Source organism: Lentzea sp. JNUCC 0626 (genome assembly GCF_043632865.1).
Lineage (GTDB): Bacteria > Actinomycetota > Actinomycetes > Mycobacteriales > Pseudonocardiaceae > Lentzea.
Genome location: NZ_CP171635.1, coordinates 3,218,863 through 3,242,108, shown reverse-complemented (window position 1 = coordinate 3,242,108; position 23,246 = coordinate 3,218,863). Strand labels below are relative to the sequence as shown.

Here is a 23,246-nt window from a genome sequence, read left to right as displayed (position 1 = left end):
TTCGGAGGTACCGAGGGCACAACGGCGAGGAGGGCTCATGCCGCAGGGAATCGCGATCATCGGCCTGTCCTGCCGACTGCCCTCGGCGGAGGACCCGGCCGGCTTCTGGGCCTTGCTGCGCGACGGTCGTCGCGCGATCGGCGAGCCGCCCACCGGCCGGGCCACCGCTCCCGGTGCGCCACCCGCCGGCTATCTCGATCGGGTCGCCGACTTCGACCCGGCGTTCTTCGGCATCTCGCCGCGAGAGGCCGCCGCGATCGACCCGCAGCAGCGGCTGATGCTCGAACTCGCCTGGGAGGCCGTGGAGAACGCAGGGATCAGGCCGGGCGCGCGGACCGGTGTCTTCGTCGGCGCGGCGTCCGACGACTACGCCACTCTGCTCGACCGCGCGGGTGCGGGCGCGGTCACGCAGCACTCCATGGCCGGTGTCCGGCGTGGTCTGATCGCGAACCGCGTCTCCTACGCATTGGGGCTGCGCGGGCCGAGTTTTGTCGTCGATTCCGGGCAGTCCTCGTCGCTGGTCGCCGTGCACCAGGCCGTGGAAAGCCTGCTGCGGGGGGAGTGCGCGGTCGCCGTCGCCGGTGGTGTGCACCTCAACCTCGTGCCGGAGGGCGCGGTCCTGGCCGAACGCTTCGGCGGTCTGTCGCCGGACGGGATCGCTCGCGTCTTCGACCTGCACGCCAACGGATTCGTGCGCGGTGAGGGCGGCGCGGCCGTCGTCCTCAAGCCCCTCGGCCAGGCGCTCGCCGACGGTGATCTCGTGCACGCGGTGATCGCGGGCAGCGCGGTGAGCAACGACGGTGGCGGGGCCGGACTCACCGCTCCGGACGCCGACGCCCAGGCTGAAGTGCTGCGGCTGGCGCATGACCGCGCCGGGATCGTGTCGCGGGAGGTCCAGTACGTCGAGCTGCACGGGACCGGCACCAAGGCCGGTGACCCGGTCGAGGCCGCGGCGCTGGGGCAGGTTTTCGGGCGGTCGGTGGTCGTGGGTTCCGCGAAGACGAACGTGGGTCACACCGAGGCTGCCGCTGGTGTCACGGGGCTGGTCAAGGTCGTTCTCGCACTGCGCAACAGGAAGCTGCCGGCCAGCCTCGGGTTCGAGACGCCCAACCCGGTGGTGCGGGAACTGGGGCTGCGGGTGCAGACGACGTTGTCGGACTGGCCCGAGCCCGACGCACCACTTGTCGCGGGCGTGTCGTCGTTCGGCATGGGCGGCACGAACTGCCACGTCGTCGTGCGGGAGGCTCCGGCGCGGGAGTCCGCGGCCTCCGCGGTGCCGACCGCGCTTCCCTGGTTGTTGTCGGCGCGCACGCCGGAAGCCCTGCGTGACCAGGCCGCGCGGCTTCGGGCGTCCGAAGTGGACGCCGTGGACATCGGGTTCTCCCTGGCGGTCGGCCGGAAGCATCACGAGCACCGGGCTGTTGTCGTCGGTCGCGACCACGAGGCGTTGGTGCGCGGCCTGGACACCCTGGCCGGTGGCGGGCGGGCGCACGAGATCGTCCGCGGCCGAGTTTCCACGCGCGGCTCGCTCGCGTTCCTGTTCAGCGGTCAGGGCAGCCAGCGTGCCGGGATGGGGGTGGAGCTGGCGTCGGACTTTCCGGTGTTCGCGGAGGCTTTCGCCGCCGCGTGCGCAGCGTTCGACGGGCTGCTCGACCGGCCGCTCGCCGAGGTCGTTCGTGAGGACGGAGACGACCTCCACCGCACCGAGTACACCCAGCCCGGCCTGTTCGCCTTCGAGCTGGCTCTCTTCCGGCTGTTCGAGAGTGCCGGGGTGCGGCCGGACTTCGTGGCCGGGCACTCGGTCGGTGAGCTCGTCGCGGCCCATGTCGCCGGGGTGTTCTCGCTCTCCGACGCGGCGAAGCTGGTGGCCGCTCGCGGCTCTTTGATGCAGGCGTTGCCCGTCGGCGGCGCGATGGTCGCGGTGGAGTCTTCTGAGGAGGACGTCCGTTCGCTGTTGGGCGATCAGGTTTCGCTTGCCGCGGTGAACGGGCCTGCGGCCGTTGTGCTGTCCGGTGACGAGGACGCGGTCCTCGCCGCCGCGGAGGAACTGGCCGCGCGGGGGCACCGGACGAAGCGGCTCACCGTCAGTCACGCGTTCCACTCCGCCCGGATCGAGCCGATGCTGGCGGAGTTCGGCCGGATCGCCGGTGAAGTGTCCTATTCGGACCCGCGGCTGCCGGTGGTGTCGACGGTGACCGGACTTCTCGCGACCGAGCTGGGGACCGCCGGGTACTGGGTGCGTCAGGCACGCGAGGCCGTCCGGTTCGCCGACGCCGTGCGCACTCTGGAAGCCGGTGGGGTCACGGACTTCGTCGAGATCGGTCCGGGCGGGGTGCTCACCGAGCAGGCCCGCGCGACGGTCACCGGGGCCGAGGTCGTCCCGGCCCACCGCGGTGCCCGGTCCGAGACCGCCGCGCTGGTGCGGGCGTTGGCGGCACTGCACGTGACCGGTCGTGAGGTCGAGTGGGGCGCGGTTTTCGCCGCGTGGCACGGAAACCGGGTGGAACTGCCGACCTATCCGTTCGAGCGGGAGACCTACTGGTTGTCGGACCAGCCGCGGGAACGCCGGGAGGTGCGGGTGGAACCCGCGCTCGGCATCAGCGATCTCGTCGGTCCGCTGGACCTCGTCCTCGCCGAGGTCGCGGCCGTCCTCGAGCACCGCTCCACGACCGACGTCGACCCGGCCAGGACGTTCCGCGACCTGGGCGTCGACTCGCTGACCGGCCTCGAACTGCGCGACCGGCTCGCGGAGGCGACCGGCCGCACGCTCCCGGCGACGCTGCTGTTCGACCACCCCACGCCCGAGGCGGTGGCCGCGCACCTGGCCGGCGCGACCGAGGACGAGGCATCCGAGGTGTCAGGGGCTTCGGACGAACCCGTTGCCGTGATCGCCATGGCCTGCCGGTTCCCCGGTGATGTCGAGAGCCCCGAGGACCTGTGGCGGCTGGTCGCCGAGGGGCGGGACGCGGTGGGTCCGCCGCCTGCCGACCGCGGCTGGGACAGCGCGGCGGTCCGCGACGGCGGGTTCCTCAGCGGTGCGGCCGAGTTCGATCCCGCGTTCTTCGGCATCAGCCCACGCGAAGCCCTCTCGATGGATCCCCAGCAACGGCTGGTGCTGCAGGCCGTGTGGGAGGCCTACGAACGCGCCGGCATCCGGCCGGACACCGTTCGAGGTCACCGAGACGGCGTCTTCCTCGGTGCCACCCAGCACGAGTACGGACCGCGGTTGCACGAGGCCGCCGAGGCGTCCGAGGGGCACCTGCTCACCGGCACGACGACGAGTCTGATCTCCGGCCGCGTCGCGCACGTCTTCGGGCTCGAGGGCCCGGCCGTCACCGTGGACACCGCCTGCTCGTCATCGTTGGTGGCGCTGCACATGGCCGTGCGATCGCTGCGCGCGGGGGAGTGCGGGCTCGCGTTCGCCGGTGGTGTGGCCGTGATGTCCGGGCCGGGGATGTTCGTCGAGTTCGCCAAGCAGGGAGGGCTTTCCGACGACGGCCGCTGCCGTGCGTTCTCCGCCGACGCGTCCGGCACCGGCTGGGCGGAAGGCGTGGGAATCGTGCTGCTGGAGCGGCTGTCCGACGCGCGTCGCCACGGGCATCCCGTGCTGGCGGTGGTCCGCGGCACCTCGGTGAACTCCGACGGCGCGTCCAACGGTCTGACCGCGCCCAGTGGTCCGGCTCAGCGCAAGGTGATCCGGCAGGCGCTGGCCGACGCCGGTCTGTCCACTTCGGACGTGGACGTCGTCGAGGCGCACGGCACCGGGACCGTGCTGGGCGATCCGATCGAGGCGGAAGCTCTGCTCGCGACCTACGGCCAGGACCGGGAGACCCCGCTGTGGCTGGGGTCGCTGAAGTCGAACATCGGGCACGCGCAGGCCGCCGCCGGGATCGGCGGTGTGCTGAAGCTGGTGCTGGCGTTGCGGCACGGTGTCGTGCCGCAGACCTTGCACGCGGAAGTGCCGTCGCCGCACGTGGACTGGTCCGCGGGGGACATCCGGCTGCTGACCGAACCCGTCGCGTGGCCGGCCGGGGACCGCGTCCGCCGGGCGGCTGTGTCGTCGTTCGGGATCAGCGGCACCAACGCGCACGTGGTGCTGGAGGAGGCACCCGCGGTCACCGCGGACGAGGCTGGAGACGGCCCGGCGCCGTGGCTGCTCAGCGCGAAGACGAAGGACGCGCTCGCCGGCCAGGCCCGGCGGCTGCGGGAGCACCTGGTCGCACGACCGGACCTGCCGCTCGCCGGTGTCGCCGTGACGCTGGCCGCGCGGACCCGGTTCGAGCACAGGGCCGGTCTCGTCGCCGCCGATCGCGCCGGGTACCTCTCCGCGCTGGAAGCGCTGGCGGAGCGTGGCACCGGCATCGGGCGGGCTTCGGGCGGCGCACTCGCGTTCCTCTGCACCGGTCAGGGTTCCCAGCGCGCCGGGATGGCGCACGACCTGTACGAGACGTGCCTGCCGTTCGCGGCCGCGCTCGACGACGTGTTCGCCGCGCTCGACCCGCACCTGGACCGTCCACTGCGGACGGTGGTGTTCGCGGCGGACTCGGCTCTGCTCGACGACACCCGCTACACCCAGCCCGCGCTCTTCGCCGTCGAGGTGGCGTTGTTCCGGCTGTTCGAGCACTGGGGCGTCCGGCCGGACTTCCTCGCCGGCCACTCGATCGGCGAGCTCGCCGCCGCGCACCTCGCCGGAATCCTCGACCTGGCCGACGCCGCCCGGCTCGTCGCGGCCCGGGGCGCGCTGATGGCCGCGTTGCCGGCCGAGGGCGCGATGACCGCGGTGGAGGCGACCGAGGACGAGGTCGGTCCGCTGCTGAACGACCAGGTTTCGCTCGCCGCGCTGAACGGGCCGACCTCCGTCGTCGTCGCCGGTGCCGAAGAGGCGGTTGCGGGCATCGCGGCGCATTTCGCGGAGCGCGGTCGCCGGACGCGACGGCTCAACGTCAGCCACGCCTTCCACTCGCCCCTGATGGACGGGATGCTCGACGCGTTCCGCGAGGTCGCCGAGTCGGTCACCTATCGCCCGGCGCGGATCCCGCTGGTGACCGACGGAGATCCCCGCACCGCCGGCCACTGGGTCCGGCACGTGCGCGACACCGTCCGTTTCGCGGCCGCGGTGGGCAACCTGGTCGAGGCAGGCGTCACCACGTTCGTCGAGATCGGGCCGGACGGCGTGCTGAGCGCGATGGTCAGGGACTGTCTGCCCGAGGGCGACTTCGCGGTCTTTCCGACGTTGCGGGCCGGGCGCGACGACCTCCAGTCCGTGCTCACCGCCTTGGCCGGGGTGGCCGTGCGCGGCGTGGACGCCGACTGGTCGGCCGTCGTGCCAGGGGCTTCTCCCGTCGATCTGCCGACGTACGCGTTCGAACGGCAGCGGTTCTGGCTGCCGCCGCGTTCGTTGCGCGCGGACGTCGCGGCCGCCGGGCTCACCCCCACGGGGCATCCGCTGCTCGGCGGTGGCGCCGAGATCGCGGGTACCGATGGTGTGCTGTTCACCGGTGTGCTGTCGGTGCGGACGCAGCCGTGGCTGGCCGGGCACGTGGTGCTGGGCGCGAACCTGTTGCCCGGCAGCGCGTTCGTGGAGCTGGCGCTGCTCGCGGCCGGGCAGGCGGGCTGTGACCGGCTCGACGAGCTCGTCCAGGAGACACCGCTCGTGCTGCCCGCCGACGGCCGGGTCCAGCTCCAGGTAGCACTCGGTGCGCCGGACCGCTCCGGCCGGCGCACGATCGTCGTGTCGTCGCGGCCCGATCAGCCTTCGGTGACCGCGGGCTGGACTCGGCACGCGGCCGGGTTCGTCTCGGCCGGCGGCGAGGTGCCGTCGTCCGCGGAGAGCTGGCCGCCCGCGGACGCCGAGCAGGTCGGCCTCACCGGCCGGTACGACGAGATCGCCGAGGCCGGGTTCGCCTACGGGCCGGAGTTCCAGTGCCTGCGCGCGCTGTGGCGGCGGGGCGACGAGCTGTTCGCCGAGGTCTCGCTGCCGGAGCACCGCGTGGCCGAGGCCGCCGGCTACGGGCTGCACCCGGCGCTGCTGGACGGTGTGGTGCAGGTCGTCGCGTTCGGCGAGCCGGTCGGTGCGGGGCGGATCCCGTTCTCCTGGAACGACGTCCGTCTGCACGCCACCGGTGCGAGCACGATCCGCGTCCGGTGCGCCCCGGTTGCCGACGGGTACTCGCTGTCCGTTGTGGATGCCGCGGGTGCGCCGGTCGCGTCTGTCGGTGCACTCGTGCTGCGGCCGGTGACTTCCGCCCAGCTGACGGCCACTGTCGTCCAGGACGATCTTTACCGGATCACGTGGACACCGGTGCCCGCGGCGGGAACCTCGTCGGGCTGTGTGGTGACCGCCGACCTCGACGCGCTCGTCGAGGTGCCCGACTTCGTCGCCGTGCGGCCGGAAACCGGGTCCGGTTCGGTGCCGGAACAGGCGCATGCCGCTGTCGCACACGCGTTGGAGCTCGTTCGCGCGTGGCTCGCCGATCCCCGGTTCGACGGTGCCCGGCTCGTCTTCGTGATCAGCGAGCTCGCGCACGCGACCGTGCGCGGCCTGGTCCGTTCGGCGCAGACCGAGCACCCCGGCCGGTTCGTGCTGCTGGAGACCGAAGACGAGCTGACCCCGGCCGAGATCGCTGCCGCCGCGGCCACGGGCGAACCGGAGGTCGCGCATCGGGACGGAGTCGTGCTCGTGCCGCGGCTCGTCCGGGCCACCGTGCCGGACGTGGCGCCGGCCGCGGACCCGGACGGCACGGTGCTGATCACCGGCGCCACCGGTGGGCTCGGTCGTGAGCTGGCGCGGCGGCTGGCCGGTCAGGGATACCGCCACCTGCTGCTCGTCAGTCGTCGCGGCCAAGCCGACGACCTGGTCGCGGAGTTGGGAGAGAGCGTCGCGGTGGCGGCCTGCGACGTCGCCGACCGCGACGCGCTCAGGGCGTTGCTGGACGGGCTTTCGCGCCCGCTGACCGCCGTGGTGCACGTGGCCGGTGTTCTCGCGGATGGTCCCGTGGAAGCACTTTCGGCCGAGCAGCTCGACGACGTGCTGCGGGCGAAGGTGGACGCCGCCTGGCACCTCCACGAGCTGACCTCCGACCTCGCCGAGTTCGTGGTGTTCTCCTCGGTCGCGGGCACCCTGGGCACGGCGGGGCAGGCGAACTACGCGGCTGCCAACACGTTCCTCGACGCGCTGGCCGCACATCGGCGTGCTGCGGGACTTCCGGGCACCGCGCTGGCGTGGGGGCTGTGGGAGACCGCGGAGGGCATGGGTGGCGGGCTCGCCTCCCAGGACCGGATTCGGATGTCCCGCGCCGGTGTCGGCGCGCTGCCCACCTCGAACGGGCTCGACCTGTTCGACCGGTGCCGCGGTGCCGAGGACGCCGTGCTGGTGCCGTTGCGGCTCGACGAGGCCGGACTGCGGGCCGCGGGTGCGGTGCCACCGATGCTGCGGAGTCTCGTCCGCCTGCGCGCGGGCGGCACCAAGGCCCCGACGAACGGGACGATGTCGCGGGAGGCGCTCACCGAGCTCGTGCGCGGTGAGATCGCGGCCGTGCTCGGGCTCGCGAACCCGGCGGCCACCGCGCCGGATCGCGCCTTCAAGGAGATCGGGTTCGACTCGCTGACCTCGGTCGAGTTCCGCAACCGGCTCGCGGCCGCCACCGGGCTGCGGCTGCCCGTCACGCTGCTGTTCGACCACCCGACCCCCGCCGCGGTGGTGGACCGCCTGCACGAGGAACTGGCCGGTCCCGCCGAGAGCGCGGACTCCGCCGCACCCGCCGAGGTCTCCGGCGATCCGATCGCGATCGTCGCCATGGCCTGTCGTTTCCCCGGTGGGGTGACGACTCCGGACGAACTGTGGCGCCTGGTCGTCGACGGCCGCGATGCCATCACCGAGTTCCCCTCTGATCGCGGCTGGGACGTCGAGTCGCTCTACGACGCCGATCCCGACCGCCCTGGTCGCACGTACACCACGCGCGGCGGGTTCCTGCACGACGCGGGCCTGTTCGACGCGGAGTTCTTCGGCATCAGCCCGCGTGAGGCCGTCGCCATGGACCCGCAGCAGCGGCTTCTGCTCGAAACCTCCTGGGAGGCCTTGGAAAACGCGGGGATCGATCCGCACGCCCTGCGGGGCAGCCGCACCGGTGTGTTCGCGGGTGCGATGTACCACGACTACACCGCGCGGCTGGCTCCGCTGCCGGAGGAGGCCGAGGGGTACTCGTTCACCGGCGGTTCCGGCAGCGTCGTCTCCGGCCGGGTGTCCTACACCTTCGGTTTCGAAGGTCCCGCGGTCACGGTCGACACGGCGTGCTCGTCGTCGCTGGTGGCGCTTCACCTCGCCGCACAGGCGTTGCGTGCGGGCGAGTGCTCGCTCGCACTTGCCGGTGGTGTCGCCGTGATGGCCACGCCGGGCTCGTTCGTCGAGTTCAGCCGTCAGCGCGCGTTGGCGCCGGACGGCCGGTGCAAGCCGTTCGCCGCCGCGGCCGATGGCACCGCCTGGGCCGAGGGCGCCGGAATGGTGCTGCTGGAACGCCTTTCCGACGCGCGCCGCAACGGGCACCCGGTGCTCGCGGTGCTGCGCGGGTCCGCGATCAACTCCGACGGCGCCTCCAACGGCCTCACCGCTCCCAACGGGCCTTCCCAGCAACGAGTGATCCGCCAGGCGCTCGCGACCGCTGGTCTGTCCACTTCGGACGTCGACGCGGTCGAGGCACACGGCACCGGCACGCCGCTCGGTGACCCGATCGAGGCACAGGCCCTGCTGGCGACCTACGGCCAGGACCGCTCGGGCGGTCCGCTGCTGCTGGGGTCGCTCAAGTCGAACATCGGGCACGCCCAGGCGGCCGCCGGTGTCGGCGCGGTCATCAAGATGGTGCAGGCCATGCGGCACGGTGTGCTGCCGAAGACGCTGCACGTCGACGAGCCGTCACCGCACGTCGACTGGGCCTCGGGCGCGGTGGAGCTGCTGACCTCGAACTCCGGGTGGCCCTCGGTCGCGCGGCCGCGGCGTGCGGCGGTGTCGTCGTTCGGGATCAGCGGCACCAACGCTCACGTGATCCTGGAAGGCGTTCCGGCGCCGGCATCGGCTCCGGTGGTGCCGGCGCCGATGCCGTGGGTGCTGTCGGCCAGGACCGAACCGGCGCTGCGGGACCGGGCGCGTCAGCTCCTGTCGTTGGCCGACGGCGACGTCGCCGGTGTCGCGCGTGCGCTGGTGGCGCGGTCGCGGTTCGAGCACCGCGCTGTCGTCGCGGGTGATCTGCGGGCCGGTCTCACCGCGCTGGCCGAGCGGGGCAGTGGTGCGGGTGTGGCGCGGTCCGGTCGGCGGGTCGTGTTCGTGTTCCCCGGTCAGGGTTCGCAGTGGGCGGGGATGGGGCGTTCGCTGCTCGACTCGTCTTCGGTGTTCGCCGCGCGGATGGCGGAGTGCGCAGCCGCGCTGTCGTCCTTTGTGGACTGGGATTTGCCGGCCGTGCTCGACGACCCCGAGGCGTTGGCCCGGGTGGACGTGGTGCAGCCGGCGTTGTGGGCGATGATGGTGTCGCTGGCCGAGGTCTGGCGTTCGCACGGCGTCGAGCCCGCGGCCGTCGTGGGTCACTCGCAGGGCGAGATCGCCGCCGCCGTGGTCGCGGGCGCGCTGTCCGTCGAGGACGGTGCTCGGGTGGTCGCGCTGCGCAGCAAGGCCTTGCTGGCGCTCTCCGGGCGCGGCGGCATGGTCTCCGTGGCCGTGCCGGTGGAGCGGGCCGCCGAGCTGATCGGCCCGTGGGGCGGACGGCTCTCGGTCGCGGCGGCGAACGGAGCGTCGTCCACCGTGGTGTCCGGCGACGCCGACGCCCTCGACGAGCTGCTGGCCGGTGCGGGTGACGTGCGGATGCGGCGGATCGCCGTCGACTACGCGTCGCACTCGGCGCACGTGGAGCTGATCGAGGACGAGCTGGCCCGAGTGCTGGCACCGGTGCGCCCGCGTTCGGCCGCGATCCCGTTCTACTCGACGGTGACGGCCTCGCCGGCGGACACCGCGGAACTCGACGGCGGGTACTGGTACCGCAACCTGCGGCAGCCGGTCGAGTTCGCGCGCACCACCGAGACGCTGCTGGCCGCCGGTCACGACGTGTTCGTCGAGTGCAGCCCGCACCCGGTGCTCGTCAGCGCGCTCGCCGAGTCCTTCGACGACGTGTCCGACACCGCCGTCGCGTTGGGGACGTTGAAGCGGGACGACGGTGACCTGGTTCGTGTGCTGAACGCCGTCGGCGAGGCACACGTGCACGGTGTGCCGGTGGACTGGGCGTTGCCCGCCGGTCCTGCGGCGGTGCTGCCCGCGTATCCGTTCCAGCGCGAGCGGTTCTGGCTCGACGCTCCGGAGACGGCGCCGGGCGTCACCGGTCTGGGGCTCGACGCCGCAGGACACCCGCTGCTGACCGCGTCGATCCGGCTCGCCGACCCGGATGTCCGGCTGTTCACCGGCAGGTTGTCGCTGCGGACGCTGCCATGGCTCGCCGACCACGCCGTGCTGGACACGCCTTTGCTGCCGGGCACCGCGTTCCTCGATCTCGCTCTGCACGCGGCGCGCGAGGCCGGGTTGGCCGTCGGGGACCTGACCGTCGAGGCGCCGCTCGTGCTGCCGCGTCACGGTGCTGTGCTGGTGCAGGTCACGGTTGCCGAGAGGCGCGAGCTGCGGGTGCACGCCCGTGCCGAGGACGGTGACACGCCGTGGACCCGGCACGCGTCCGGCACCATCGCCGCCGCATCGGAGCCTCGGCCTTCGCTGACCTGGCCTCCTGTCGGTGCGATCGAGGTGGACGTCGAGAAGTTCTACGTCGCCGCGGCCGAGGACGGGTTCGACTACGGGCCCGCGTTCCAGGGGTTGCGGCGGGCGTGGAGGTCCGGGGACTCGGTCTACGCGGAGGTCGGGATCGAGGCTGACGCCGGTGCCTTCGTCGTGCACCCGGCGTTGCTCGACGCTGCCGCTCAGGCGGTGCGGCTGGGCGGGTTCTTCGCCGACGACGCGCCGCGGCTGCCGTTCACCTGGTCCGGCGTGACCGCGCACGGCACCGGTGGTCAGCGGCTGCGCGCCAGGCTTTCGCCCGCAGGGCCGGACACGGTGTCGCTCGCGGTCGACGACGAGCACGGCCGGCCCGTGCTCACCGCGGAGGCGTTGACGCTGCGTCCGTTCTCGCCCGCGCAGCTCGCCGCCGGGTCGAACTCGTTGTACCGGCTCGCATGGCAGCCGCTGGAGCACACCGGAGTGCCTTCGCAGGCCGACGTCATCGTGCCCGTGGGCAGTGGCGATGTCCGCGAGGTTCTCCTCGAACAGCTGGAGCACGTGCGCGAGTGGCTGGATCGTCCGGGCGACGAGCGCCTGGTCGTGCTGACGCGCCACGCGACCGGCCCTGTCGCCACCGACGCCGACGCCACCGATCTCGCGGGCGCGGCGGTGTGGGGGCTGCTGCGTTCGGCACAGGCTGAGCACCCCGGCCGGATCGTCCTGGCCGACCTCGACGACGACCCGCGGTCGCTGGAAGCACTTCCGGCCGCTCTCGGCACCGGTGAAGGACAACTGGCGGTGCGCGCGGGTACGGCCTACGTCCCGGCGCTGGCCCGTGCGGAAGTCCGTGCTGCCACCGAACCGTTGCTCGACCCGGACGGGACTGTTCTCATCACCGGAGCGCTGGGCACGTTGGGGCGACTCGTCGCGAAGCACCTCGCGCTCGCACACGGCGCCCGGCACCTGGTGCTGCTCAGCCGTCGTGGTGCGGACGCCGAGGGCGCGGCCGAGCTCGTCGCCGAACTCGCGGAACTCGGCGCGGCTGCTGAAGTCGTCGCCGCGGACGCCGCTGACCGGGCGCGGCTCGCCGAGGTGATCGCCGGAGTCGAACGTCCGCTGACGTCGGTCGTGCACGCCGCCGGCGTTCTGGCCGACGCGACTTTCACCGCGGTGACCCCGGATCTGCTCGACACCGTGCTGCAGCCGAAGGTCGACGCCGCGCGGCACCTGCACGAGCTCACCGCGGACCTGCCGTTGCGCAGCTTCGTGCTGTTCTCGTCGGTCGCGGGCACCCTCGGCACGGCGGGGCAGGCCAACTACGCGGCGGCGAACGCGTACCTCGACGCGCTGGCACGGCATCGCCGGAATCTCGGCCTGCCCGCGGTGTCGCTGGGCTGGGGGCTGTGGGCGGAGGCCAGCACGATGACCGGCGGGCTCGACCGCGCGGACCTCGGGCGGCTGGGGCGCTCGGGTGTGCTGCCGTTGTCGAACCGTCAGGGGCTCGACCTGTTCGACGCGGCCTGGGCGGCCGGGGACGCGGTGCTGTTCCCGGTGCGGCTGGAGACGTCGGCGGCGCGGCTCGGTGAGGTTCCGCCGTTGCTGCGCGGCCTGGTGCGTTCGCCGGTGGCCCCGGCCGAGAACCAGGTCCGGCTGAGCGACGTGCCCGCCGCCGAGCTGCCGAAGGTCGTGCTGGAGCTGGTGCGCGGCGAGGTCGCGGCGGTGCTCGGGCATCGGGGGACGGCCGCGATCGATCCCGGCCAGCCGTTCGCCGAGATCGGGTTCGACTCGCTGACAGCGGTCGAGCTGCGCAACCGGCTCACCGCGGCGACCGGCGTGCGGCTGCCCACGACGCTGGTGTTCGACCACCCGACGCCGGCCGCCGTCGCCGCGCACCTGGAGCGCGGGCTGGTGTCCGCACCGGTGCGGCCGGAGGTGCTCGACCACGTGGACCGGCTGGAGGCGGCGCTGACCGAGTCCACTGTGGACGAAGCGGTGCTGGCCGCGGTGGCGGCCCGGCTGGACGCGCTGGGGGCCCGGCTGCGACGGCCGGAGCCCGTGCCGGACGACCCGGCGCTGCGGCTGCGGACGGCTTCCGCCGACGAACTTCTCGACTTCATCTCCAAGGAGCTGGGCAACCATGGCTGAGCACGACGACCGGGTGCTCGAGAACCTGCGCTGGGTCACCGTCGAACTGCACCAGGCGCGCGAGCGGCTGAAGGCGGCGGAGGAGCCGATCGCGATCGTCGGTGCCGGCTGCCGGTACCCCGGTGGCGTCACGACGCCGGAGGACCTGTGGCGGCTGCTCGCCGACGGCACCGACGCGATCACCGAGTTCCCGTCCAGCCGCGGCTGGGACGTCGACGCCCTGCACCGGCCGGACGCGCCGGGGCATTCCAGCACCCGTCACGGCGGGTTCCTCGCCGAGCCGGGCGCGTTCGACGCGGGGTTCTTCGGCATCTCCCCGGCCGCGGCCGAGGTCACCGATCCCCAGCACCGCCTGCTGCTCGAGGTTTCGTGGGAGGCCGTCGAGCGTGCGGGCATCGACCCGGTGTCGTTGCGCGGCAGCAAGACGGGCGTGTTCGCCGGGACGATGTACCAGGACTACGGCACCGGTGCGGCCGACGCCGATCTCGCCGGCCGGGTGCTGATGGGGACGTCCGGGTCGCTGGCGTCGGGCCGGGTCGCCTACGCGTTCGGCTTCGAGGGCCCGGCGCTGACGCTCGACACCGCTTGCTCGTCGTCGCTGGTCGCCGTGCATCTCGCGGTGCAGTCGCTGCGCCGCGGCGAGTGCACGCTCGCTCTCGCGGGCGGGGCGACGGTGCTGGCCACGCCGTCGGTGTTCGTCGAGTTCTCGCGCCAGGGCGGGCTTTCCGCAGACGGGCGCTGCAAGGCGTTCGGTTCCGGAGCGGATGGGACCGGGTTCGCCGAGGGCGCTGGTGTCCTGGTGCTGGAACGGCTTTCGGACGCGGTGCGGAACGGGCACCCGGTGCTGGCCGTGGTGCGCGGTTCGGCGGTGAACTCGGACGGCGCGTCCAACGGGCTCACCGCGCCGAACGGTCCGGCCCAGCAGCGGGTCATCGCGGCGGCGCTGGCCGACGCGCGGCTCTCCCCGTCCGATGTGGACGCTGTCGAGGCGCACGGCACCGGTACCGCTCTGGGAGACCCGATCGAGGCTCAGGCCCTGCTGGCGGCCTACGGGCAGGACCGGCCGTCGCCGTTGTGGCTCGGTTCGGTGAAGTCGAACCTCGGGCACACGCAGGCCGCGGCCGGGGTGGCCGGGCTGTTGAAGATGATTCTGGCCCTGCGCCACGGCGTGCTGCCGAGGACGTTGCATGCCGACGAGCCGTCGCCGCACGTGGACTGGACGGCGGGCGCGGTGTCGCTGCTGACCGAGGCACGGCCGTGGGGTGCGGGGGAACGGCCGCGTCGTGCCGGGGTGTCCTCGTTCGGTGTCAGCGGCACCAACGCCCACGTCATCCTCGAAGAAGCGCCGGCGGTCGCCGAGGAGTCGTTCGGGCCGGACGACGTGTCCGTGCCCTGGGTGCTCTCCGCTCGGAGCGCGGCCGCGTTGCGCGGGCAGGCCGCCCGCCTGTCCGTTGTGGACGAACGTGCGGTCGACGTCGCGCATTCGCTGGCTTCGCGCAGCTCGTTCGAGCACCGCGCGGTCGTGCTCGGCCCGGACCGCGCGCTCGCGTCGCTCGCGGCCGGTGAGGAGTCGGCGACCGTCGTCACCGGGGTCGCCGATGCGGGGCCGGACGCGGTGTTCGTCTTTCCGGGCCAGGGTTCGCAGTGGGCCGGGATGGGCCGGGAACTGCTGGACACGTCACCGGTGTTCGCCGCACGGCTGGTCGAGTGCGCTGCGGCGTTGACGCCGTTCACCGACTTCGACCTGCTGCGCGTGTTGCGTCGCGGGGACGAGCTCGACCGCGTCGACGTCGTGCAGCCCGCCTTGTGGGCGGTGATGGTGTCGCTGGCCGCGTTGTGGCAGTCCCACGGTGTTCGCCCGGCGGCTGTGCTCGGGCACAGCCAGGGCGAGATCGCGGCCGCGTGCGTGGCCGGTGCACTGTCCCTTTCGGACGGTGCGCGGGTGGTGGCGCTGCGCAGCCGGGCGCTGGCCGAACTGTCCGGTCGCGGTGGCATGGTGTCGGTGCGGCTGCCGGTCGGCGAGGTCGAGACGTTGCTGGCGCGACGGCCGGGGATCTCGATCGCCGCGGTCAACGGGGCCGCGTCCGTCGTCGTTTCCGGGGAACCCGAGGCGTTGACCGAGCTGGTCGAGCACTGCGGTGAGCACGCCAGGCGGATCCCGGTGGACTACGCGTCCCACTCGGCGCAGGTCGACTCGCTGCGGGAGCGGCTGCTGACCGACCTCGCCCCGATCCGGCCGCGCCACGCCGAGATCCCGTTCGTGTCGACGGTCACCGCCTCGGTCCCCGACACCACCGGCCTGGACGCGCGGTACTGGTTCACCAACCTGCGCGAGCCGGTGCTGTTCGACCGGGCGATGCGGATGCTGGCGGCCGAGGGGCAGACCGCGTTCGTCGAGCTGAGCCCGCATCCCGTGCTGACGCCGGGCATGCAGCAGACCGCGCCGGACGCTGTTGTCGCAGGGGCCTTGCGTCGTGGGGACGGTGGCCTCGCGCGGGTTCGGCTGTCGCTGGCCGAACTGGCGGTGCGCGGGGTGAGCGTCGACTGGCTGCTGCCTGCGGGGCGCCGGGTCGACCTGCCGACGTACGCGTTCGACCACCGCAACTACTGGCTGACCACCGCCGGGCCGGTCGCAGGTGCTCAGCCGGAGGTGCAGCAGGACCTGACAGGGCAAGGGTCGTTGGTGAAGCTCGTCCGTTCCGCCGCGGCGGCCGTGCTCGGTCACGCGACACCGGAGGACGTCGAACTCACCGGGTCGTTCCGCGAACTGGGCCTCGACTCCGCGTCGGCCGTCCAGCTGCGCAACCGGCTCGCCGCCGCCACCGGGCTGGAGCTGCCGGTCACGGTGGTGTTCGACCACCCGACGGTGTCCTCGCTGGCCGCACACCTGCAGGCCGGGCTGTCGGGCTCGTCCACCGATCTGGACCGCCACCTCGACGCCGTCGAGTCGGGCCTGCGCGAGCTGGACGGCGAGGCCCGCGCCCAGGTGCTGACCCGGTTGCGCACGTTGATCGCGACCGGCCCCGACACCACGGCCGATCTGGACTCCGCCAGCGCCGACGAGATGTTCGCCTTGCTCGACCAGGAACTGGGTGCCGCGTCGTGACGAACGAAGAAAAGCTCCTGGACTACCTCAAGCGCGCCACCGGCGACCTGCGCGAAGCCCGCGGCCGGGTGCGCGAGCTGGAGGACCAGGCGCACGAGCCCGTCGCCGTCGTCGGCATGAGCTGCCGGTACCCCGGCGGAGTCACGACGCCGGAGGACCTCTGGACGCTCGTGTCCGAGGGGCGCGACGCCGTTCGAGAGTTCCCCGCCGACCGCGGCTGGGACCTGGACAGGCTCAGCGGTGAGGCGGCCGGGGCCAGCTACGTCCGGCACGGCGGCTTCCTCGACGACGTGGCGGGGTTCGACGCCGAGCTGTTCGGCCTCAGCCCGCGCGAGGCCCTCGCGATGGACCCGCAGCAGCGGCTGCTGCTGGAGGCAGCGTGGGAGGGGTTCGAACGGGCCGGCATCGCGGCGGACTCCCTGCGCGGCCACCGGGTCGGCGTCTTCGTCGGCACCAACGGCCAGGACTACGGACCCCGGCTGCACGAGGCACCCGAGGAGGTCGAGGGGCACCTGCTCACCGGCCTGGCCGCCTCTGTCCTTTCCGGACGGATCGCGTACACCTTCGGGCTGGAGGGCCCCGCGCTCACCGTCGACACCGCGTGCTCGGCGTCGCTGGTCGCGGTGCACCTGGCGATCCGGTCGTTGCGCGCGGGCGAGAGCACGCTGGCGTTGGCCGCGGGTGTCTCGGTGATGAGCACTCCCGGTGGGTTCGTGGAGTTCAGCCGTCAGCGCGGCCTCGCACCGGATGGGCGCTGCAAGTCCTTCGGGGCCGGGGCGGACGGCACCGGCTGGGCCGAGGGTGTCGGCGTGCTGGTGCTGGAGCGGCTGTCCGACGCCCGGCGCAACGGTCACACCGTGCTGGCCGTGCTGGCCGGGTCGGCGGTCAACTCCGATGGTGCGTCCAACGGGCTCACGGCTCCCAGCGGTCTGGCACAGCAGCGGGTGATCAGGGCGGCGCTGGCGGACGCCAGGCTGGTTCCGTCCGATGTGGACGCTGTCGAGGCGCACGGCACCGGCACGGTTCTCGGTGATCCGATCGAGGCCGAAGCCCTGCTGGCGACCTACGGGCAGGACCGTCCGGCTCCGCTCTGGCTGGGGTCGCTCAAGTCGAACCTCGGGCACGCCCAGGCCGCGGCCGGTGTCGGCGGGATCATCAAGATGGTCCTCGCGCTGCGGGCCGGGGAGTTGCCGCGGACGCTGCACGCCGACGAGCCGTCGCCGCACGTCGACTGGTCCACCGGGTCGGTCTCGCTGCTCACCGACGCGCGGGCGTGGCCTGCCGCGGACCGGCCACGTCGGGCCGGGGTGTCGTCGTTCGGGGTCAGCGGGACCAACGCGCACGTGATCGTGGAGGAAGCTCCCGTTCTGGTCGACGGTGTCGTGCCGGCCGGGACGCCCGGCGTTGTGCCGTACCTGCTGTCGGCGAAGTCCCCGGCCGCGCTTCGCGCGCAGGCGAGCAGGTTGTCCGAAGTGGACGTCGATCCCCTGGACGCGGCCTACTCGCTGGCGACGAGCCGTGCGCACCTCGACCACCGGGCGGTGGTCGTGGCGGGGCCTGACGGACTTCGGGCCGGGCTGAACGCCCTTGCCGCTGATCTGCCTGCCGCCGGTCTGGTGCAGGGCAAGGCTCGCGGCGAGACGAAGCTCGCGTTCCTGTTCACCGGGCAGGGTTCGCAGCGTGCCGGGATGGGGCGGGAGCTGTACGCCGCGTTCCCGGTGTTCGCTGCCGCGTTCGAGGAGGTGTGCGCGGAGATCGACCGGCAGGGTGTGCCGTCGCTCAAGGACGTGGTGTTCGGCGAGTCCGATGCCCTGCTCGACCGCACCGACTACGCCCAGGCGGGCTTGTTCGCCCTCGAGGTGGCCCTCGCACGGCTCGTCGAGTCGTGGGGCGTCCGCCCCGACGTCGTGGCCGGGCACTCGCTCGGCGAGGTCACCGCCGCCCACCTGGCCGGTGTGCTCGGCCTGGCCGACGCCGCGAGGCTCGTGGCCGCGCGAGGCCGGCTCATGGCCGCGTTGCCCGCCGGTGGCGCCATGGCCGCGATCGAGGCGAGCGAAGCCGAGCTCGCCCTGCCCGCGAGCGTTGACCTCGCCGCGGTGAACGGGCCGTCGTCGGTCGTCGTTTCCGGTCCCGAGGACGCCGTTGCGGACGTCGTCGCCCACTGGGCCGCCCAGGGGCGCCGAACCAAGCGCCTGGTGACGAGTCACTGCTTCCACTCCGCGGCGATGGACCCGGTGCTCGCACCGCTGGCGGAAGTGGTGCGAGAGCTGGACTTCCACGCGCCGGCCGTGCCGCTCGTGTCCACCCGCACCGGGCACACGGCGGACCTGTCGAACGCCGACCACTGGACCGGACAGGTTCGCGGCCCCGTGCGCTTCGCCGAAGCCGTTGCGTCGCTGGAGGACCAGGGGGTCACGGCTTACCTCGAACTCGGGCCCGACGGCGTGCTGACCGCGTTGGCACGGGGGCTCACCGACGCCACCACGGCCGTGGCGCTGCGCCGGGACCGGGACGAGGCAACGACACTGCTGACCGCGGTTGCGACCCTGCATGCGCACGGAGTCGCGGTCGACTGGGCCGCGTTCTTCGCCGGAACCGGTGCGCGCCGGACCGACCTGCCCACGTACGCGTTCCAGCACGAGCGGTACTGGCTCACGACGGGGAGCACCGTTCCCACCGCGTCGCGCACGGAGATTCCCGTGTTGCGAGGGCGGACCCTCGGTGAGCTGACCGAGTTGGTGCGCGCGCAGGCCGCCGCCGTGCTGGGGTACGCGGAGGCGCTCGACGACGACCGCGCGTTCGCCGACCTCGGGTTCGACTCGCTGACCGCGGTCGAGCTGAGCGCACGGCTGGGCAAGGCGATCGGATCGGCACTGCCGCCCACGCTCGTCTTCGACTACCCGAACCCCGCCGCGCTGGCCGCGTGGCTCGTCGGTGAGGCCTCGACGGAGGCGGCCGTCGCGCACGCCGGATCGGACGACCCGATCGTCGTGGTCGGCATGGGGTGCCGTTATCCGGGTGGGATCACGTCACCGGCGCGGCTCTGGGAGGTCGTGCGAGACGGGGTCGACGCGATCACGCCGTTTCCCGCGGACCGCGGCTGGGACCTCGACGGGATCCACGACCCGGAGCCAGGGCGGCCGGGCAGGACCTATGTGGCGCACGGTGGGTTTCTCGCTGACGCGGCCGGGTTCGACGCCGCGTTCTTCGGCATCAGCCCGCGTGAGGCGCTGGCGATGGATCCCCAGCAGCGGCTGCTGCTGGAGGTCACCTGGGAGACGTTCGAGCACGCGGGCATCGATCCACGGGCGACGCGCGGCGTCGGCGTGTTCGCCGGCACCGCGTCACAGGACTACGGACCGCCGCTGCACGAGGCGCCCGAACACGTCGGGGGCAACCTCGGCACGGGTACGGCGGCCAGCGTGCTGTCCGGGCGGATCGCTTACACCTTCGGGTTCGAGGGGCCGGCGCTGACCGTCGACACGGCGTGCTCGTCGTCGCTGGTCGCGCTGCACCTCGCGGCGCAGGCGCTGCGGGCGGGGGAGTGCGCGCTCGCGCTCGTGGGTGGCGTGACGGTGATGTCGAGTCCGGGTGCGTTCGTCGAGTTCAGCCGTCAGCGCGGGCTGGCACCGGACGGGCGGATCAAGTCGTTCTCCGACGCCGCGGACGGCACGGCGTGGGCCGAGGGCGCGGGAATGTTGTTGCTGGAACGGCTCTCGGACGCCCAGAGGCACGGGCATCGGGTGCTCGCCGTGGTCGCGGGATCGGCGGTGAACTCCGACGGCGCGTCGAACGGGCTCACCGCGCCGAACGGGCCGTCCCAGCAGCGGGTGATCCGGCAGGCGCTGGCGAACGCTGGTCTGTCCACTTCGGACGTGGACGTCGTCGAGGCGCACGGCACCGGGACCGTGCTGGGCGATCCGATCGAGGCGCAGGCCGTGCTCGCGACCTACGGGCAGGACCGGGAGACCCCGCTGTGGCTCGGGTCGCTGAAGTCGAACATCGGGCACGCGCAAGCCGCATCGGGCGTCGGCGGGATCATCAAGATGGTCGAGGCGATGCGCCACGGCGTGCTGCCCAGGACGCTGCACCTCGACACGCCCTCGTCCAAGGTGGACTGGACGTCCGGTGCGGTCGAGCTGCTGACCGAGGCCGTGCCGTGGCCCGAGACCGACGTCCGCCGGGCCGCGGTGTCGTCGTTCGGTGTCAGCGGCACCAATGCGCACGTCGTCCTCGAACAGCCGGCGACGACCACGGCACCGGACCGCGAGTTCGCCGGACCCGTGCCGTGGCTGTTGTCGGCGCGCACAGAGGCCGCACTTCGGGCTCAGGCCGAGCAGTTGCTGGAGGTCGACGCCGACGCGGTGGAGGTCGCACGGACGCTCTCGAACGGGCGGGCGGTGTTCGATCACCGCGCCGTGGTCGTCGCGACGAACCGCGAGGAGCGCGTCGCCGGGCTGGCGGCGATCCGGGACGGTCGCGGAGCGATCACCGGAACCGCGGGGTCCGGCCGGACCGCGTTCCTGTTCACCGGCCAGGGCTCTCAGCGCGCCGGGATGGGGCGCGAGCTGTACGAGACGTACCCGGAGTTCGCGGCGGCGTTCGACGCCGTGTGCGCGTACCTCGACCCGCGGGTGCGGGAGGTCGTCTTCGAGGGCGGGCCGGAGCTGGACGGCACGGAGTTCGCGCAGCAGGGCATCTTCGCGGTCGAGGTCGCGCTGGTGCGGCTGCTCGACGCCTGGGGCGTGCGTCCGGACGTCGTGCTCGGCCACTCGGTCGGAGAGGTCGCCGCGGCGCACGTCGCCGGAATCTTGAGCGCGGAGGACGCGGCCACGCTGGTGAGCGCGCGTGGACGGCTGATGCAGGCGCTGCCCGCCGGTGGCGTGATGATCGCTGTGCAGGCCGCGGAGGACGAGGTGCTGCCGCTGCCGGACGGGGTGTCGCTGGCCGCGGTCAACAGCGGGGACGCCGTGGTGCTGTCCGGCGACGAGGACGTGGTCACCCGGCTGGCGTCGAAGTTCGCCAAGACCAAGCGGCTCAACACGAGTCACGCGTTCCACTCGCCGTTGATGGCGCCGATGCTCCCGGACTTCCGAACCGTGCTCGACGGCCTCACGTTCAGCACGCCCGTGCTGCCGCTGGTGGCCACCGGCGGAACGGCCGACCCGGCGACGGCGGAGTACTGGGCGGGGCAGGTCGAGGCGACTGTCCGGTTCGCGGACGGTGTCGAGACCCTGCGCGCCGACGGCGTCACGAGGTTCGTCGAGATCGGCCCCGACGCCGCGTTGTCCCCGCTGGTGGACGGTGCCGTGCCGGTGCTGCGGGGGGATCGGTCCGAACCGGAGACGCTGCTCACCGCGCTGGCTCGCCTGCACGTCGAGGGCAAGAGTCCACAGTGGACGGAGGTGCTGGGGAAGGCGCGGATCGAGCTGCCGACCTACCCGTTCGAACGCGAGCGGTACTGGCTCGCTCCCGGCACGCCGCCGGCGGCCGACCCGGCGGGAGACCGGTTCTGGGCCGTCGTCCGCGACGGTGACGTCACCGGACTGGCGGACGCGCTCGCCGTCGACAGCTCCACCGCGGACGGTCTGCTGCCCGCGCTGGCCCGGTGGCGTGCCGAGGCCGACGGCGGGGCCACGAACTGGCGCTACCGCGTCACCTGGCAGCCGATCGACGGCCACCGGCGGCCACAGGGCAAGTGGCTCGTCGTCGTGCCGGAAGGCACTGCGGCCGAGCAGATCATCGAGAACGCCGCGGTGCTGGAGATGCCCGCCGGAATCGGCCGGGCGGACCTCGCCGCGCTGCTGCCGGCCACCGACGGCGTGCTGTCGCTGCTCACCGATGCCGGCCAGGTGCTCGTGCTCGTCCAGGCACTCGGCGACGCGGGCCGCGAGGCACCTCTGTGGTGCGTGACCCGCAACGCCGTGCAGGTCGAGCCGGGCGAACCGGTCGACCCCGCAGCGGCGGAGATCTGGGGTCTCGGCCGCGTGGTCGGCCTGGAGCACCCGCGCCGCTGGGGCGGATGCGTCGATCTCGGCGGCGACGTCGAGCTGGTGCTCGGCGGCACCGAGGACCAGATCGCGGTGCGGCCGTCCGGCGTGTACGGGCGGCGGCTGCAGAGGGTGTCCGGCTCGAAGAAGGCACGTGACTGGCGGCCCCGCGGCACCGTCCTGATCACCGGCGGCACCGGCGCGCTGGGCGGTCAGGTGGCGAGGCGACTGGCGGCCGACGGTGCCGAGCACCTGGTGCTCACCAGCCGCCGGGGTCAGGCCGACGCCGGGCTCGTCGACGAGCTCACCGCACTCGGCGCACGGGTCACGGTTCGTGCGTGCGACGCCGCCGACCGGGACGTGCTCGCCTTGCTGCTGAAGGAGTTCCCGCCGTCGGCCGTCGTGCACGCGGCCGGAGTCGGCGATCCGGACTACCTGGTGGACACCACGGTCGCCGAGTTCGACCGCGTCCGATCGGCCAAGGCCGGCGGCGCGATCACCCTCGACAGCCTGCTCGGGAACACCCCGCTCGACGCGTTCGTGCTGTTCTCGTCGATCGCGGCCACCTGGGGCAGTGGCGGCCAGGGCGCCTACTCGGCGGCCAACGCGGCGCTCGACGCCCTCGCCGAGTCCCGCCGGGCCCGCGGCCTGACGGCGACGTCGGTCGCGTGGGGTCCGTGGGCCGGGCCCGGCATGGCGGAAGGCGAGGCCGGGGTGCAGATGGCGCGGCGCGGTGTCGCCGGGCTGCCGCCGGAGAGAGCGGTCGCGGAACTGGTCGCGGCCGTCGAACGGGACGAGCCGGTGGCCGTCGTCGCGGACGTCGACTGGACCCGGTTCGTGCCGGCGTTCACCGCGCAGCGCCCGAGCCCGTTGCTCGGCGACCTGCCCGAGGTGCGCGCGGTGCTGGCGGCGAAGCCGGTGGCCGACGGCGCGGTCGCCGAGATCCTCGGCACCGCCCAGGGCCCCGAGCTCGACCAGCTGTTGCTCGACATCGTGCGCGGCGAGATCGCCGTGGTGCTGGGGCATTCCGCGCCCGGCTCGGTGGACGTCCACCAGCCGTTGCGCGATCTCGGCCTCGACTCGCTGGCCTCGGTCGAGCTGCGCAACGGCCTGTCCAGGGCGACCGGCCTCGTCCTGCCCAGCACGCTGGTGTTCGACCACCCGACGGCCGCCGCGACAGCCGCCCACCTCAGGACCCTGGTGGAGCCCGCGACCGACCGCCTCACCGACGACCTGGACCGGCTCGAGACCGGTCTGGCCGCGG

2 protein-coding genes and 1 pseudogene are annotated in these 23,246 nt (G+C 73.3%); all 3 read left to right on the top strand.

The window, feature by feature from the left end:
* Positions 1-37 precede the first annotated feature (37 nt).
* Positions 38-12,886 carry an SDR family NAD(P)-dependent oxidoreductase gene (locus JNUCC0626_RS14125; protein WP_394620188.1) on the top strand — a complete coding sequence of 4,283 codons (12,849 nt, stop codon included), beginning with the start codon at positions 38-40 and terminating at the stop codon, positions 12,884-12,886.
* A complete protein-coding gene (locus JNUCC0626_RS14120; protein ID WP_394620187.1) occupies positions 12,879-15,992 on the top strand; it encodes a type I polyketide synthase in 3,114 nt (1,037 codons plus the stop codon). Before JNUCC0626_RS14125 ends, JNUCC0626_RS14120 begins: the two co-directional genes overlap by 8 nt.
* Positions 15,989-23,170: pseudogene (locus JNUCC0626_RS14115) on the top strand (type I polyketide synthase); the annotation flags it as partial. The gene JNUCC0626_RS14120 and the pseudogene JNUCC0626_RS14115, both read left to right, overlap by 4 nt.
* Positions 23,171-23,246 lie beyond the last annotated feature (76 nt).